24 protein-coding genes are annotated in these 13,803 nt (G+C 45.7%); all 24 read left to right on the top strand.

What is annotated here, in order from left to right; genetic code table 11:
• The first annotated feature begins 131 nt into the window (after nt 1-131).
• The 24 genes from rpsL (at nt 132) to rpmD (ending at nt 13,782) form a co-directional block, all read left to right on the top strand.
• The gene (gene rpsL, locus ICN34_RS02850) at nt 132-512 is read left to right on the top strand and encodes a 30S ribosomal protein S12 (RefSeq protein ID WP_072582063.1); all 381 of its coding nucleotides are present in this window, start codon (nt 132-134) and stop codon (nt 510-512) included.
• A gap of 161 nt (nt 513-673) precedes the next feature.
• Complete coding sequence (gene rpsG, locus ICN34_RS02845; RefSeq protein ID WP_011901897.1) at nt 674-1,144, top strand: 30S ribosomal protein S7; 471 nt, start codon at nt 674-676, stop codon at nt 1,142-1,144.
• A gap of 27 nt (nt 1,145-1,171) precedes the next feature.
• Nucleotides 1,172-3,274, top strand: coding sequence for an elongation factor G (gene fusA, locus ICN34_RS02840; RefSeq protein ID WP_072582064.1), 2,103 nt, complete (start codon nt 1,172-1,174; stop codon nt 3,272-3,274).
• 50 nt (nt 3,275-3,324) lie between these two features.
• Nucleotides 3,325-4,515, top strand: coding sequence for an elongation factor Tu (tuf, locus tag ICN34_RS02835; RefSeq protein WP_071464430.1), 1,191 nt, complete (start codon nt 3,325-3,327; stop codon nt 4,513-4,515).
• A gap of 119 nt (nt 4,516-4,634) precedes the next feature.
• Nucleotides 4,635-4,946: a 30S ribosomal protein S10 gene (gene rpsJ / locus ICN34_RS02830; RefSeq protein WP_011901899.1), complete on the top strand. Its 312-nt coding sequence runs from the start codon at nt 4,635-4,637 to the stop codon at nt 4,944-4,946.
• Between the two features lie 197 nt (nt 4,947-5,143).
• Nucleotides 5,144-5,800, top strand: coding sequence for a 50S ribosomal protein L3 (gene rplC, locus ICN34_RS02825; RefSeq protein WP_072582122.1), 657 nt, complete (start codon nt 5,144-5,146; stop codon nt 5,798-5,800).
• Nucleotides 5,801-5,811: 11 nt separating this feature from the next.
• A complete protein-coding gene (rplD, locus tag ICN34_RS02820; RefSeq protein ID WP_011901901.1) occupies nt 5,812-6,432 on the top strand; it encodes a 50S ribosomal protein L4 in 621 nt (206 codons plus the stop codon).
• The gene (gene rplW / locus ICN34_RS02815) at nt 6,429-6,743 is read left to right on the top strand and encodes a 50S ribosomal protein L23 (RefSeq protein WP_072582065.1); all 315 of its coding nucleotides are present in this window, start codon (nt 6,429-6,431) and stop codon (nt 6,741-6,743) included. The genes rplD and rplW overlap by 4 nt, the downstream gene beginning before the upstream one ends.
• 2 nt (nt 6,744-6,745) lie before the next feature.
• A complete protein-coding gene (rplB, locus tag ICN34_RS02810) occupies nt 6,746-7,576 on the top strand; it encodes a 50S ribosomal protein L2 (protein ID WP_215321274.1) in 831 nt (276 codons plus the stop codon).
• A 20-nt stretch (nt 7,577-7,596) separates the two neighbouring features.
• A complete protein-coding gene (rpsS, locus tag ICN34_RS02805; protein WP_046329379.1) occupies nt 7,597-7,875 on the top strand; it encodes a 30S ribosomal protein S19 in 279 nt (92 codons plus the stop codon).
• Between the two features lie 7 nt (nt 7,876-7,882).
• Entirely contained in the window at nt 7,883-8,215 is a 333-nt protein-coding gene (rplV, locus tag ICN34_RS02800; RefSeq protein ID WP_202816811.1) for a 50S ribosomal protein L22, read from the top strand.
• Between the two features lie 8 nt (nt 8,216-8,223).
• Nucleotides 8,224-9,051: a 30S ribosomal protein S3 gene (gene rpsC, locus ICN34_RS02795; protein ID WP_216120700.1), complete on the top strand. Its 828-nt coding sequence runs from the start codon at nt 8,224-8,226 to the stop codon at nt 9,049-9,051.
• 2 nt (nt 9,052-9,053) lie between these two features.
• Nucleotides 9,054-9,467: a 50S ribosomal protein L16 gene (rplP, locus tag ICN34_RS02790; protein ID WP_011901907.1), complete on the top strand. Its 414-nt coding sequence runs from the start codon at nt 9,054-9,056 to the stop codon at nt 9,465-9,467.
• Nucleotides 9,468-9,481: 14 nt separating this feature from the next.
• Nucleotides 9,482-9,676: a 50S ribosomal protein L29 gene (rpmC, locus tag ICN34_RS02785; protein WP_068320118.1), complete on the top strand. Its 195-nt coding sequence runs from the start codon at nt 9,482-9,484 to the stop codon at nt 9,674-9,676.
• Between the two features lie 12 nt (nt 9,677-9,688).
• Complete coding sequence (gene rpsQ, locus ICN34_RS02780; protein ID WP_011901909.1) at nt 9,689-9,958, top strand: 30S ribosomal protein S17; 270 nt, start codon at nt 9,689-9,691, stop codon at nt 9,956-9,958.
• Nucleotides 9,959-10,141: 183 nt separating this feature from the next.
• A complete protein-coding gene (gene rplN, locus ICN34_RS02775) occupies nt 10,142-10,510 on the top strand; it encodes a 50S ribosomal protein L14 (protein WP_072582069.1) in 369 nt (122 codons plus the stop codon).
• 9 nt (nt 10,511-10,519) lie between these two features.
• Complete coding sequence (gene rplX, locus ICN34_RS02770; RefSeq protein WP_011901911.1) at nt 10,520-10,828, top strand: 50S ribosomal protein L24; 309 nt, start codon at nt 10,520-10,522, stop codon at nt 10,826-10,828.
• 16 nt (nt 10,829-10,844) lie between these two features.
• Nucleotides 10,845-11,387, top strand: a complete 543-nt coding sequence (rplE, locus tag ICN34_RS02765; protein WP_046329383.1) for a 50S ribosomal protein L5 — start codon at nt 10,845-10,847, stop codon at nt 11,385-11,387.
• Nucleotides 11,388-11,396: 9 nt separating this feature from the next.
• The gene (rpsN, locus tag ICN34_RS02760) at nt 11,397-11,702 is read left to right on the top strand and encodes a 30S ribosomal protein S14 (protein WP_011901913.1); all 306 of its coding nucleotides are present in this window, start codon (nt 11,397-11,399) and stop codon (nt 11,700-11,702) included.
• A 24-nt stretch (nt 11,703-11,726) separates the two neighbouring features.
• A complete protein-coding gene (gene rpsH, locus ICN34_RS02755; protein WP_011901914.1) occupies nt 11,727-12,122 on the top strand; it encodes a 30S ribosomal protein S8 in 396 nt (131 codons plus the stop codon).
• A gap of 10 nt (nt 12,123-12,132) precedes the next feature.
• On the top strand, nt 12,133-12,666 hold the full coding sequence (rplF, locus tag ICN34_RS02750; RefSeq protein WP_071464447.1) for a 50S ribosomal protein L6: 534 nt from the start codon (nt 12,133-12,135) through the stop codon (nt 12,664-12,666).
• A 13-nt stretch (nt 12,667-12,679) separates the two neighbouring features.
• Nucleotides 12,680-13,033, top strand: coding sequence for a 50S ribosomal protein L18 (gene rplR / locus ICN34_RS02745; protein ID WP_046329386.1), 354 nt, complete (start codon nt 12,680-12,682; stop codon nt 13,031-13,033).
• Between the two features lie 18 nt (nt 13,034-13,051).
• Nucleotides 13,052-13,570, top strand: a complete 519-nt coding sequence (gene rpsE, locus ICN34_RS02740; protein ID WP_011901917.1) for a 30S ribosomal protein S5 — start codon at nt 13,052-13,054, stop codon at nt 13,568-13,570.
• A 23-nt stretch (nt 13,571-13,593) separates the two neighbouring features.
• Nucleotides 13,594-13,782 carry a 50S ribosomal protein L30 gene (gene rpmD / locus ICN34_RS02735; protein ID WP_046329387.1) on the top strand — a complete coding sequence of 63 codons (189 nt, stop codon included), beginning with the start codon at nt 13,594-13,596 and terminating at the stop codon, nt 13,780-13,782.
• Nucleotides 13,783-13,803: the final 21 nt, after the last annotated feature.

The raw sequence follows: 13,803 nt of genomic DNA, 5'->3' as shown, positions 1-13,803 counted from the left end.
GACGGAAAAGGCTGGCCAAGCTAGAATGCTGAGTTCTACTGATTCAGAAGAGGGTCTTTTTGACCTAGAAATTCTCTAAGTCATTGATTTTCTTGAAGAAAGCAACAAAGAAGTACTAACCGAGCTATTTTATGCCAACAATTAATCAATTAATACGTAAGCCAAGATCCAGGCTGATCGTTAAAAGCAAGAGCCCTGCACTGGAAAACAGTCCGCAGCGCCGTGGTGTTTGTACACGTGTGTACACCACTACTCCTAAAAAGCCTAACTCTGCACTTCGTAAAGTAGCCAAAGTTCGCTTAACCAATGGTTTTGAAGTTATTTCATACATTGGCGGTGAAGGCCATAACCTCCAGGAACACTCGGTAGTGTTGATTCGTGGTGGTCGTGTAAAGGATTTGCCAGGTGTTCGTTACCACATCGTTCGTGGCTCACTTGACTTGCAAGGTGTTAAAGACCGTAAGCAATCACGTTCCAAGTACGGTGCTAAGCGCGCTAAGAAATCTGCTTAATCTTTCAATAGATTTTTGCTGAAGTATTTGTAGTAAGTCTTCGTTTGTCAGACTTAAAAGACAAGTAAGTGGTTGTCCCGTCTAAGAATCTTCTTAGATAGTAGGGCAACCGGAGCGGGTGATCCATGTGGGTCGCCCCTAACTGAACTGAAGGAGTAGTTATGCCACGTCGTCGTGAAGTTCCCAAACGGGAAATTTTGCCGGATCCAAAATTCGGTAATGTAGAAGTAGCTAAATTCATGAACGTCCTCATGTTGGACGGCAAGAAATCGGTTGCAGAGCGTATCGTTTACGGTGCCTTTGATCACATCGAGAAAAAAGCAAACAAAGAACCACTCGAAATTTTCTCAACAGCTATGGGCAACGTTAAGCCAATGGTTGAGGTGAAGAGCCGTCGTGTTGGTGGCGCTAACTACCAGGTTCCTGTTGAAGTTCGCCCATCACGCCGTTCTGCTTTGGCAATGCGCTGGGTGCGCGAAGCCGCTAAAAAGCGCGGTGAGAAATCTATGGCTCAACGTTTGGCCAACGAATTATTAGAAGCTGCAGAAGGTCGCGGCGGAGCAATGAAGAAGCGTGAAGAAGTTCACCGTATGGCAGAAGCTAACAAAGCTTTCTCACATTTCCGCTTCTAATCGCACAGCAAAGAAAAGGTACCAACAGTGGCACGTAAAACCCCCATCGACAGATACCGCAATATTGGTATCTCTGCGCACATTGACGCAGGCAAGACAACAACTACAGAACGCGTTTTGTTCTACACCGGTGTTAATCATAAGATTGGTGAAGTACATGATGGCGCTGCAACCATGGACTGGATGGAACAAGAGCAAGAGCGTGGTATCACGATTACTTCTGCTGCTACTACAACGTTCTGGAAGGGTATGGCTGGTAATTTCCCAGAGCACCGCATCAATATTATTGATACCCCAGGACACGTAGATTTCACTATTGAAGTTGAGCGTTCAATGCGCGTTTTGGATGGTGCTTGCATGGTTTACTGTGCGGTAGGTGGTGTACAGCCCCAATCTGAAACTGTTTGGCGTCAAGCTAACAAGTATCAAGTTCCACGTTTGGCTTTCGTAAACAAGATGGACCGCACCGGTGCGAACTTCTTTAAGGTCTATGACCAGATGAAGTTACGCCTTAAAGCAAATCCTATCTTGATCCAGATTCCTATTGGCGCTGAAGAAAACTTCAAGGGCGTTGTGGACTTGGTAAAAATGAAGGCCATCTATTGGGATGAGGCTTCACAAGGCACTAAGTTTAGCTACGAAGAGATTCCTGCTGAATTAAAGGCATCTGCAGATGAGTGGCGCGAAAAGATGGTTGAAGCCGCTGCTGAAAGTTCAGAAGAGTTGATGGAGAAGTATCTCGGTGGCGAAGAGTTAACCGAAGAAGAAATCAAAAAAGCGTTGCGTCAACGTACGATTGCTAATGAAATCATTCCAATGATGTGCGGAACTGCGTTCAAAAACAAAGGCGTTCAGGCAATGTTGGATGCGGTGGTTGAGTTATTGCCATCCCCATTAGACGTTCCACCAGTTCCTTGTGAATTGGAAGACGGAACTCCAACAACACGTAAAGCTGACGATGCTGAGAAATTCTCTGCATTGGCATTTAAGATCATGACTGACCCATTTGTTGGCCAGCTTATCTTTTTCCGCGTTTATTCAGGTGTAATGAAATCTGGCGACACAATCTACAACCCAATCAAGGGTAAGAAAGAGCGTGTTGGTCGTTTGTTGCAGATGCATGCAAACCAACGTGAAGAAATTAAAGAAGTTTATGCAGGCGATATCGCTGCTGCAGTTGGTCTAAAAGACGCAACTACTGGCGAAACATTATGTGACCCAGATAGCATTGTTATTTTGGAGCGCATGGTATTCCCAGAGCCAGTAATCTCACAAGCAGTTGAGCCAAAGACAAAACCAGACCAAGAAAAAATGGGTCTTGCTTTGAACCGCTTGGCACAAGAAGATCCTTCTTTCCGCGTTAAAACGGATGAAGAGTCTGGCCAGACAATTATTTCTGGAATGGGCGAGCTCCATTTGGAAATTTTGGTTGATCGTATGCGTCGTGAATTTGGTGTTGAAGCCACTGTTGGTAAGCCACAAGTTGCCTATCGCGAAACTATTCGTAAAGTTTGCGAAGAAATCGAAGGTAAGTTTGTTAAGCAGTCTGGTGGTCGCGGTCAATACGGTCACGTGGTATTGAAGCTTGAGCCACAAGAGCCAGGTAAAGGTTTTGAATTCATTGACGCTATTAAGGGCGGTGTAGTTCCACGCGAATACATCCCTGCAGTAGAAAAAGGAATTCGCGAAACATTGAATTCCGGTATTTTGGCTGGCTATCCAGTTGTAGATATCAAAGCTACATTGTTCTTCGGTTCATACCATGACGTTGACTCCAATGAAAACGCATTTAAGATGGCGGGTTCTATGGCATTCAAAGACGGTATGCGTAAAGCAGCACCAGTATTGCTTGAGCCGATGATGGCTGTTGAAGTAGAAACACCAGAAGATTTCATGGGTAACGTAATGGGTGATCTTTCATCCCGTCGCGGTATTTTGCAGGGTATGGATGACATTCCAGGCGGTGGCAAGATCGTCCGTGCTGAAGTGCCGTTAGCAGAGATGTTTGGTTACTCAACTGGCTTACGCTCGTTGACCCAAGGTCGCGCTACCTACACCATGGAATTTAAGCATTATTCCGAAGCACCGAAGAACGTTGCTGAAGCAGTTATGGCTGCTAAAGCGAAGTAATTTATCTACATTAATTTTGAATATTGACTAGCTAAAGAAGGCAGACAAAAATGGCAAAAGAAAAATTCGAGCGGACAAAACCGCACGTAAACGTAGGCACCATCGGTCACGTTGACCACGGTAAAACTACATTGACAGCAGCAATTGCAACCGTGCTTTCTAAAGCATTCGGTGGCGAAGCTAAAGCATATGATCAGATCGATGCTGCTCCTGAAGAAAAAGCACGCGGTATTACGATTAATACAGCGCACGTTGAGTACGAGACAGCAAACCGTCACTACGCACACGTGGATTGCCCAGGACATGCTGACTACGTGAAGAACATGATTACTGGTGCTGCTCAGATGGACGGCGCTATTTTGGTTTGTTCTGCTGCTGACGGCCCAATGCCACAAACACGTGAACACATCCTCTTGGCACGCCAAGTGGGTGTTCCTTACATCGTGGTGTTCTTGAACAAATGCGACATGGTTGATGACGCTGAATTGTTAGAGCTCGTTGAAATGGAAGTTCGTGAGCTTTTATCTAAGTACAACTTCCCTGGCGATGACACACCAATCATTCAAGGTTCTGCTAAGTTAGCCCTTGAAGGCGACGAAGGCCCATTGGGTAAAGAAGCCATCATGAAATTGGCTGAAGCATTAGATACTTATATCCCAACTCCAGAGCGTGCTGTTGATGGTGCCTTCTTGATGCCAGTAGAAGACGTGTTCTCTATCTCCGGTCGCGGTACTGTTGTGACTGGTCGTATCGAGCGCGGTATCGTTAAAGTAGGCGAAGAGATCGAAATCATCGGTATCAAGCCAACACTCAAGACCACTTGTACTGGTGTTGAAATGTTCCGTAAATTGCTCGACCAAGGTCAAGCAGGCGATAACGTTGGTATCTTGTTACGCGGTACAAAACGTGAAGAAGTTGAGCGCGGCCAAGTATTGGCTAAGCCAGGTTCAATCACCCCACATACTCACTTTACAGCCGAGGTGTACATCTTGGGTAAAGACGAAGGTGGTCGTCATACACCGTTCTTTAACAACTATCGTCCACAGTTTTACTTCCGCACAACGGACGTAACTGGTTCAATCGAGTTGCCAAAAGACAAAGAAATGGTCATGCCTGGCGATAACGTCACGATTACCGTAAAACTCATCGCGCCAATCGCGATGGAAGAAGGTTTACGTTTTGCGATCCGTGAAGGTGGCCGTACTGTTGGCGCCGGCGTGGTTGCAAAGATTTTGGCTTAAGTAGTAAGTTTTAATAAAAATATTTAGCGGTTTGCTAACCGGTGACATCAGTGCTGCTGATGTCACCGAGCTCTTTAGATGTATAACGTGGCAGCACCACAACGCTCTTTGGAATTAATATGCAAAACCAAAAAATTCGTATTCGCCTTAAAGCATTTGATTACCGTTTAATCGACCAGTCTGCAGCTGAAATCGTTGATACAGCTAAGCGTACTGGTGCAGTTGTTAAGGGTCCAGTACCTTTGCCAACCCGTATTGAGCGTTTTGATATCTTGCGTTCACCACACGTGAACAAGACATCCCGTGATCAGTTAGAGATCCGCACCCATCTCCGTTTGATGGATATCGTTGATCCTACAGAGAAAACTGTAGATGCTTTGATGAAATTAGACCTCCCAGCAGGTGTGGATGTCGAAATTAAGTTGCAGTAATTTGTATTTTCCAGTCTTTTTGCTTGTCAAGACTGGGTTTTCGGGATAGAATCTAAGGCTTCGCTCAATTATTTGAGCGAAAATCTTAGTTTTATCAGCACTAAAAACGTTGTAAGTTATTGATTTAGAAGTACTTTTACTTGTAAATCACTTAAATTAATTTTGCCGACCAATCGAAGTCGGCGTGGAGCATGAATATGAGCTTAGGCTTAATCGGCCGCAAGGTCGGCATGACCCGTCTATTTACGGACGAAGGGGATTCAATCCCTGTGACCGTAATTGACGTGAGCGACAACAGAATCGCTCAAATCAAGACCCAGGCAACTGATGGCTATGATGCTATCCAGTTAGCACATGGCACACGTAGAGCTACTCGCGTTACTAAGGCAATGGCTGGTCACTTCGCCAAAGCTGGTGTGATGGCAGGTAACGGCCTCAACGAATTCCAATTAGACGCAGCAAAAATCGCAGAAATGACGCCAGGACAAGTAATTCCTGCTGACACTGCATTTACTGCTGGTCAAAAAGTGGACGTACAGGGCGTGTCTATCGGTAAGGGCTACGCAGGTACCATCAAGCGTTATCACTTCGCTTCTGGTCGTGCATCCCACGGTAACTCACGTTCACATAACGTACCAGGCTCAATCGGTATGGCGCAAGATCCAGGTCGTGTTTTCCCTGGTAAGCGTATGACCGGTCACTTGGGTGACGTTACACGTACAGTTCAAAATTTAGTCATCGCACGCATTGATTCAGAACGTAACCTGATCATGGTTAAAGGCGCTATTCCAGGTGCCCCAGGCGGTAAAGTTATTGTTACTCCAGCGGTTAAAACACCGTTGAAGAAGAAATAAGGAGAGCGAATATGGAACTTAAGCTTCTCCAAGACAACGGTACTTTAGGTGCAGGCGTACAAGCTTCACCAGAAGTATTCGAACGTGAATATAACGAAGCATTGGTACACCAAGTTGTAGTGGCTTACCAAGCTAATGCACGTAGCGGTAACCGTGCACAAAAAGACCGTGAGCAAGTTAAGCACACAACCAAGAAACCTTGGCGTCAAAAAGGTACTGGTCGTGCACGTGCTGGTATGAGCTCTTCCCCGCTGTGGCGTGGAGGTGGCCGTATATTCCCGAATTCTCCAGAAGAGAATTTCAGCCAAAAAGTAAACAAGAAAATGTACCGCGCTGGTATGAGATCTATTTTGTCTCAGTTAGCTCGCGAAGGTCGTTTGAATGTTGTTGATCAATTTTCTCTTGACGCTCCAAAGACTAAAGTTTTAGCTGACAAAGTTAAAGCAATGGGCCTGGATTCAGTCTTGATTATTGTTGATCAGGTTAGCGAGAATTTGTACTTGGCATCACGTAACTTGCATAAAGTTGCTGTATGTGAGCCACAGCACGCTGATCCATTAGCTTTGGTCCAATACAAAAAAGTATTGGTTAGCAAAGCTGCGATCGCAAAAATTGAGGAGTTGCTGAAATGAGCCAAGTCCGTAAAAATGATCACAATCTAATGAGGGTTCTGCTTGGACCGGTTATCTCTGAAAAAGCCACTATGGTTGCAGAGAAAAACGAACAAGTAGTTTTCCAAGTAGCTCGCGACGCAAATAAGCTCGATGTAAAACAAGCAGTTGAATTGCTCTTCAAAGTGCAAGTTGACTCTGTTCAGATCGTGAATCAAAAGGGTAAGCCTAAGCGCTATGGCCGTTTTGAGGGTCGTCGTGACCACACTAAGAAGGCCTACGTAAGCTTGAAGCCAGGTCAAGAAATTAACTTTGAAGCGGAGGCGAATTAATCATGCCTTTGATGAAGACAAAACCGACCTCACCAGGTCGTCGTTCAATGGTCAAGGTGGTAAATCCTGACCTGCACAAGGGCAAACCTTTTGCAGCGTTGGTAGAGCCACAATTCCAAAAAGCGGGTCGTAACAATAATGGTCACATCACTACCCGTCATAAAGGTGGTGGTCATAAGCATCACTATCGTGTTGTTGATTTCAAACGCAATGACAAAGACGGTATTCCAGCAAAAGTTGAACGCTTGGAATACGATCCAAACCGTAGTGCAAATATTGCATTGATCGTGTTTGCTGATGGTGAGCGCCGCTACATTCTGGCAGCTAAAGGAATGACTGTTGGTCAAGCCTTGATGAGTGGTTCAGAGGCTCCAATTAAGTCTGGCAATAACTTGCCAATCCGTAATATTCCTGTTGGTAGCACAATTCACTGTGTAGAAATCATGCCAGGTAAGGGTGCTCAAGTAGCGCGCTCAGCCGGTGGTTCAGCGGTGTTGCTAGCCCGTGAAGGCGTATACGCTCAAGTGCGTTTGCGCTCAGGCGAAGTGCGTCGTGTTCTGATTGAGTGCCGCGCCACTATTGGTGAAGTTGGTAACGAAGAGCACAGCTTGCGTGTTATCGGTAAAGCTGGTGCAAATCGCTGGCGTGGTATTCGCCCAACCGTTCGCGGTGTGGCAATGAACCCAGTAGATCACCCACATGGTGGTGGTGAAGGTAAAACTGGCGAAGGCCGTGTACCAGTATCTCCATGGGGCACTCCAACCAAAGGTTATCGTACACGTCGTAACAAGCGTACAACATCGATGATCGTTCAACGTCGTCAAAAGCGTTAAGCGATTAAGGAAAAATAGATATGACACGTTCAGCTAAAAAAGGCCCATTTTGCGAAGCCAGCTTGGTAAACAAGGTTGAAGTCGCACAAGCCAACAAAGACAAAAAGCCGATCAAAACTTGGTCACGCCGTTCAACAATCCTCCCAGACTTCATTGGTCTGACGATTGCTGTGCATAACGGTCGTCAACACGTTCCGGTTTATGTATCAGAAAACATGGTGGGTCATAAGTTAGGCGAATTTGCCTTGACCCGTACTTTCAAAGGTCACGCTGCTGACAAGAAAGTAACGAAGAAGTAAGGGGATGATGATGGAAGTTAAAGCTATTCACAAGAGCGCCCGCATTTCTGCGCAAAAGACACGTTTGGTCGCAGACCAAATTCGTGGTTTGCCAATTGCACGCGCATTAAACATTTTGAATTTCAGCCCCAAGAAAGCTGCCTTCATTGTGAAAAAAGTTGTTGAGTCTGCAGTGGCCAACGCTGAACACAATAAAGGTGCTGATATTGATGAGCTCAAGGTTTCAACAATTATTGTTGATAAAGGCACTTCCTTGAAGCGCTTCACAGCACGCGCTAAGGGTCGTGGTAATCAAATTGAAAAACAAACATGTCACATTACCGTGACCTTGAGTAACTAAGGAAAGATATGGGACAAAAGATAAACCCAACCGGATTCCGACTCGCGGTAACGAAGAATTGGACATCACGTTGGTATGCAAACAATACTGACTTCGCGAAGATGTTGAAAGAGGACGTAAATGTCCGCATCTATCTCAAGAAGAAGTTGAAGAATGCATCCGTAAGTAAGGTTGTGATTGAGCGTCCTGCAAAGAATGCCCGTATTACTATCTATAGCTCACGTCCAGGCGTTGTAATCGGTAAAAAAGGCGAAGATATTGAAGTGCTCCGCCGCGAATTACAAAAGCGTATGGGTGTTCCAGTCCACGTAAACATTGAAGAAATTCGTAAGCCAGAAGTTGATGCGCAATTAATTGCTGACTCAATTACTCAGCAGCTCGAAAAACGTATTATGTTCCGTCGTGCGATGAAGCGTGCAATGCAAAATGCAATGCGTCTTGGCGCACAAGGCATCAAGATCATGTCATCAGGTCGTTTAAATGGTGCTGAGATTGCTCGTCGCGAATGGTATCGCGAAGGTCGCGTTCCACTTCATACATTGAAGGCTGATATTGATTACGCTACATCAGAAGCTGAAACAACATACGGCATCATTGGTGTAAAAGTTTGGGTATACAAAGGCGACACATTGGGTCGTGGTGCAGAAGCTCAAGTAGCTGCTCCATCCGCTGAACCAGCTGCCGAAGAAAAGAAAACTCGTCGTGCCCCAAGCAAGACAGCTGCTCGTAAACCAGCCGCTGGCACAGACAAGCCATTAGTTGCTGCTAAGCCAGCAGTAAAGCGTGTGCGTAAGGTTGAAACACCTGCCGCAGATACGCAGAAGTCAGGAGAGTAAGCATGCTACAACCAAAGCGTCGCAAGTATCGTAAGGAACAAAAAGGTCGTAACACTGGCGTGGCAACACGTGGTAGTTCCGTAGCCTTTGGTGACTTTGGATTGAAGGCCGTTGGCCGTGGTCGTTTGACTGCTCGTCAAATCGAGTCAGCACGTCGTGCAATGACTCGTCACATTAAACGTGGTGGCCGTATTTGGATTCGTATTTTCCCAGATAAGCCAATTTCACAAAAACCTGCTGAAGTACGTATGGGTAACGGTAAAGGTAATCCAGAGTACTACGTAGCTGAAATTCAACCAGGCAAAGTGCTCTACGAGATGGACGGTGTTGACGAGCAATTGGCGCGCGAAGCTTTCAAGCTTGCTGCTGCTAAGTTGCCTTTACAGACCACTTTCGTGATTCGCCACTTAGGTTGATCGGGATAGAGATTATGAAAAATACAGAATTAGCTTCAAAAGATCTGAATGCATTGAATGCAGAGTTAACCGAGTTGCTAAAGACCGGTTTCAAGCTCCGTATGCAAAAAGGCACTCAGCAACTCACAAATACCAGCCAATTGGGTAAAAATAAGCGCGACATCGCTCGTGTGAAGACTTTTATCGCCCAAAAGACTGCACAGAAATAAGGAAAAAGGGATATGACAGAATTATCTAAACCCTTGCGCCGCACCCTTGTGGGACGCGTTGTTAGCGACAAAATGCAAAAAACTGTGACGGTGTTGGTTGAGCGTCAAGTTAAGCATCCAGTGATTGGTAAATACGTTGGCCAATCTAAAAAGTACCACGCTCATGACGAAGCTGGCACATACAAGATGGGTGATACCGTTGAAATTGCTGAATCTAAGCCAATTTCACGCACTAAATCTTGGGTTGTGACCCGTTTGGTTGAGGCTTCAAAGGGTATTTAAAGAAATATTGGGGATTTTGGTGAAGATTCTTCCCAAATCCCTTTTTTACGTAGTAGAATAGAAGGCTTCTCTGGTTTTATTGGAGAAGCAGTGTTTTTCATTAATTCCGGGTTTTAACTCTCGTTAAAGCCCATAGACGGAACCAAGACTGTTTGCCTTTGGCCAATAAGTTGGGGATTAGAAATGATACAAACCGAAAGTAGATTACAGGTTGCCGATAACACAGGCGCCAGTGAAGTGTTGTGCATCAAGGTATTGGGCGGCTCTAAGCGTCGTTACGCCAGTATCGGTGATGTCATCAAAGTCAGCGTTAAGTCTGCTGCTCCACGTGGCCGTGTTAAAAAAGGTGACATTTATAACGCCGTAGTAGTGAGAACTGCTAAGGGTGTTCGCCGTCCAGATGGTTCATTGATTAAGTTCGATGGCAACGCTGCGGTATTGCTCAACGCTAAGTTAGAGCCAATTGGCACACGTATCTTTGGACCAGTGACGCGCGAGTTGCGTACTGAAAAGTTCATGAAGATCGTTTCTCTCGCCCCCGAAGTTATTTAAGAGGCTGATATGAAAAAGATTCGTAAAGGTGATTCCGTAGTTCTGTTGACTGGTCGCGATAAAGGCAAGCAAGGAACTGTTACAGCCGTTCTCGAGAACAAGTTAGTGATCGAAGGCGTAAACATTTATAAAAAGAGCGTTAAGCCAAATCCAGCGGCCGGTGTTACTGGCGGCATGATTGACAAGACGATGCCTGTTCACATTTCTAATGTGGCTGTGGTTGACGGTAACGGCAAGCCATCACGTGTTGGTATCAAACTCGTTGATGGTAAAAAGCAGCGTTTCCTCAAAACCACTGGCGCAACTTTAAGCGCATAAGGGGCACGGAGAAATTATGAGCACACGTTTTCAAGAACACTATCAAGCTAAAGTTGTTGCAGATTTGATCGCCAAATTTGGTTACAAATCTGTAATGGAAGTTCCACGTATCACCAAAGTTACCCTGAACATGGGCTTGGGTGATGCAGTGAACGATAAGAAAATTATCGAAAATGCAGTTGGCGATTTAACTAAAGTTGCGGGCCAAAAGCCAGTTGTAACTAAAGCCAAAAAAGCGATTGCAGGTTTCAAAATTCGTCAAGGCTACCCAATCGGTGCCATGGTGACATTGCGTGGTGCACGCATGTACGAATTCTTGGATCGTTTCGTTACTGTTGCATTGCCACGAGTACGTGACTTCCGCGGTATCTCTGGTAAAGCATTTGACGGCCGTGGTAACTACAACATCGGCGTTAAAGAACAAATCATTTTCCCTGAAATCGAATACGACAAGATTGATGCCCTCCGCGGTCTCAATATCAGTATTACGACGACTGCTAAAACCGACGAAGAAGCAAAAGCTTTGTTGGCAGCATTCAAATTCCCTTTCCGCAATTAAGAGGCTAACGTGGCAAAACTATCCCTAATTGAGCGCGAGAATAAGCGCGCAAAAACTGTAGAGAAGTACGCTGTAAAGCGTGCCGAACTCAAAGCGATCATTGCTGATCAGTCACGCAGCGATGAAGAGCGCTATGAAGCTCGCTTGAAGCTACAGGCACTTCCACGTAACGCAAGCCCGATTCGTCAAAGAAATCGTTGTTCATTAACCGGTCGACCACGTGGCACATTCCGTAAATTCGGTTTGGCTCGTAGCAAGATTCGTGAAATCGCCTTCCGTGGCGAAATCCCCGGTTTAACCAAGGCCAGCTGGTAAGCGGCGAAAGAATTAGGAGAACTCATGAGTATCAGCGATCCAATCGCCGACATGTTGACAAGGATCCGCAATGCGCAAGCAGTGCAGAAACCCGTAGTCTTGATGCCGTCGTCAAAAGTAAAAGTAGCCATCGCAAAAGTTTTGCAAGATGAAGGCTATATCGAAAGTTTTGAAATCAAAGGTGAAGCAGCTAAGCCAGTGCTCCACATCGATCTCAAATATTATGCAGGCCGTCCTGTTATTGAGCGTATTGACCGTGTATCAACACCAAGTCTACGTATCTATAAAGGCCGTCATGACATTCCAGAGGTAATGAATGGCTTGGGCATTGCAATTATTTCAACCCCTCAAGGTGTAATGACAGACCGTAAAGCACGTGCAACAGGCGTGGGCGGCGAAGTTATTTGCTACGTAGCTTAAGGAGCGAAATATGTCCCGCGTAGGTAAATCACCAATTACAGTTCCCAAGGGCGCTGAAATCAGCATCAACGGTGCAAACGTTACTGTTAAAGGCCCATTGGGTACTTTGACACACAACTTGCATCCTTCTGTTGGTTTGAAACAAGAAGATGGCGTATTGACAGTTGTTTTAAATAACGACTCACCAGAAGCTGGTGCACAGTCAGGTACAGCCCGTGCTTTGGTTAACAACATGGTTGTTGGCGTAACTGCTGGCTTTGAGCGCAAGCTCAGCTTGGTAGGCGTTGGTTATCGTGCTGCTGCTCAAGGCGAAACATTGAAATTGCAGTTAGGTTTCTCACACGACATTATTTACAACCTGCCAAAGGGTGTGAAGGCTGAGACTCCAACTCAAACTGAAATCATTATCAAAGGTTCCAACAAGCAGCAAGTTGGCCAGGTCGCAGCTGAAGTTCGCGCATACCGTTCACCAGAGCCATACAAAGGCAAAGGCGTTCGCTACGTGGATGAGGTTGTGCATCTGAAAGAAACTAAGAAGAAGTAAGCGAGATTAAAAAATGAATAAAGACGAATCCAGACAAAGACGCGCTAGGCAGACTCGTATTCGCATTGCCGAAGCTTTGGCAAATCGCTTAACAGTTATCCGTAGCAATACTCATATTTCTGCCCAGGTTTATAGCCCATGCGGAACCAAAGTTGTAGCAGCTGCTTCAACAATGGAAAAAGATTTGCGCCAAGCAATCAAAAACGGCGGCAACGCTGAAGCGGCAAAACAAATCGGCAAGTTAGTTGCTGAGCGTGCTGTTAAGGCAGGCATTGTTGATGTTGCATTTGATCGCTCCGGTCATCGTTACCACGGCCGTATTAAGGCCTTAGCTGAAGCTGCGCGTGAAGCCGGCCTGAAGTTCTAATAGGGTTTAGGAAAAAACATGGCAAAAATGCAAACTAAGATGCAAAACGAAGAGCGTGATGATGGTCTTCGCGAGAAGATGATTGCTGTTAATCGTGTAACTAAAGTGGTTAAGGGTGGTCGTATTCTCGGCTTCGCTGCACTCACTGTAGTTGGCGATGGCGATGGCCGCATCGGCATGGGTAAAGGCAAATCAAAAGAAGTTCCAGTTGCAGTTCAAAAAGCAATGGACGAAGCTCGTCGCAAGATGATCAAGGTAACTTTGCGTAAAGGTACTTTGCAGCACACTGTTACTGGCCAACATGGCGCATCACGCGTTTTGATTTCTCCAGCTAAAGACGGTACTGGAATTATCGCTGGTGGCCCAATGCGCGCAATTTTCGACGTAATGGGCGTAACAAACGTGGTTGCTAAGTCACTTGGCTCTACAAACCCATACAACTTGGTTCGTGCAACCATTGATGGTTTGAGCAAAATGAGTACTCCTGCTGAGATTGCTGCTAAGCGCGGTAAGTCAGTTGAAGAGATTCTCGGCTAAGACCAAAAATTAGGAATCTACAAATGACAACAACTAACTCCAAAGTCAAACTGCAATTAGTACGCAGCTTGATCGGTACACGCGAAAGCCACCGTGCAACTGTACGAGGCTTAGGCCTTCGTCGCATCAATTCAGTTTCTGAATTGGAAGACACTCCAGCTGTTCGCGGCATGATTAATAAAGTTTCTTATCTAGTTAAAGTCGTTGGCTAATAACTAGCAAGTAAATAGGCG

Origin of the sequence: Polynucleobacter sp. Tro8-14-1, assembly GCF_018881655.1 — a bacterium.
In the GTDB taxonomy this organism is placed as follows: Bacteria; Pseudomonadota; Gammaproteobacteria; order Burkholderiales; family Burkholderiaceae; genus Polynucleobacter.
Note: the sequence above shows the minus strand (reverse complement) of the source record. Positions and strands in the feature narration are given on the sequence as shown.

Excerpts from the sequence above, each read along its gene's own strand:
- rpmD (WP_046329387.1), top strand. The coding sequence starts at position 13,594 with ATGACAACAACTAACTCCAAAGTCAAACTGCAATTAGTACGCAGCTTG.
- rplP (WP_011901907.1), top strand. The coding sequence starts at position 9,054 with ATGCTACAACCAAAGCGTCGCAAGTATCGTAAGGAACAAAAAGGTCGT.
- rpsQ (WP_011901909.1), top strand. The coding sequence starts at position 9,689 with ATGACAGAATTATCTAAACCCTTGCGCCGCACCCTTGTGGGACGCGTT.
- rpsG (WP_011901897.1), top strand. The coding sequence starts at position 674 with ATGCCACGTCGTCGTGAAGTTCCCAAACGGGAAATTTTGCCGGATCCA.
- rplX (WP_011901911.1), top strand. The coding sequence starts at position 10,520 with ATGAAAAAGATTCGTAAAGGTGATTCCGTAGTTCTGTTGACTGGTCGC.
- rpsS (WP_046329379.1), top strand. The coding sequence starts at position 7,597 with ATGACACGTTCAGCTAAAAAAGGCCCATTTTGCGAAGCCAGCTTGGTA.
- rpsJ (WP_011901899.1), top strand. The coding sequence starts at position 4,635 with ATGCAAAACCAAAAAATTCGTATTCGCCTTAAAGCATTTGATTACCGT.
- rpsC (WP_216120700.1), top strand. The coding sequence starts at position 8,224 with ATGGGACAAAAGATAAACCCAACCGGATTCCGACTCGCGGTAACGAAG.
- rplD (WP_011901901.1), top strand. The coding sequence starts at position 5,812 with ATGGAACTTAAGCTTCTCCAAGACAACGGTACTTTAGGTGCAGGCGTA.
- rpsL (WP_072582063.1), top strand. The coding sequence starts at position 132 with ATGCCAACAATTAATCAATTAATACGTAAGCCAAGATCCAGGCTGATC.
- rpsH (WP_011901914.1), top strand. The coding sequence starts at position 11,727 with ATGAGTATCAGCGATCCAATCGCCGACATGTTGACAAGGATCCGCAAT.
- rplR (WP_046329386.1), top strand. The coding sequence starts at position 12,680 with ATGAATAAAGACGAATCCAGACAAAGACGCGCTAGGCAGACTCGTATT.
- rplN (WP_072582069.1), top strand. The coding sequence starts at position 10,142 with ATGATACAAACCGAAAGTAGATTACAGGTTGCCGATAACACAGGCGCC.
- rplV (WP_202816811.1), top strand. The coding sequence starts at position 7,883 with ATGATGGAAGTTAAAGCTATTCACAAGAGCGCCCGCATTTCTGCGCAA.
- rplB (WP_215321274.1), top strand. The coding sequence starts at position 6,746 with ATGCCTTTGATGAAGACAAAACCGACCTCACCAGGTCGTCGTTCAATG.
- rpmC (WP_068320118.1), top strand. The coding sequence starts at position 9,482 with ATGAAAAATACAGAATTAGCTTCAAAAGATCTGAATGCATTGAATGCA.
- rplW (WP_072582065.1), top strand. The coding sequence starts at position 6,429 with ATGAGCCAAGTCCGTAAAAATGATCACAATCTAATGAGGGTTCTGCTT.
- tuf (WP_071464430.1), top strand. The coding sequence starts at position 3,325 with ATGGCAAAAGAAAAATTCGAGCGGACAAAACCGCACGTAAACGTAGGC.
- rplC (WP_072582122.1), top strand. The coding sequence starts at position 5,144 with ATGAGCTTAGGCTTAATCGGCCGCAAGGTCGGCATGACCCGTCTATTT.
- rplE (WP_046329383.1), top strand. The coding sequence starts at position 10,845 with ATGAGCACACGTTTTCAAGAACACTATCAAGCTAAAGTTGTTGCAGAT.
- rplF (WP_071464447.1), top strand. The coding sequence starts at position 12,133 with ATGTCCCGCGTAGGTAAATCACCAATTACAGTTCCCAAGGGCGCTGAA.
- rpsE (WP_011901917.1), top strand. The coding sequence starts at position 13,052 with ATGGCAAAAATGCAAACTAAGATGCAAAACGAAGAGCGTGATGATGGT.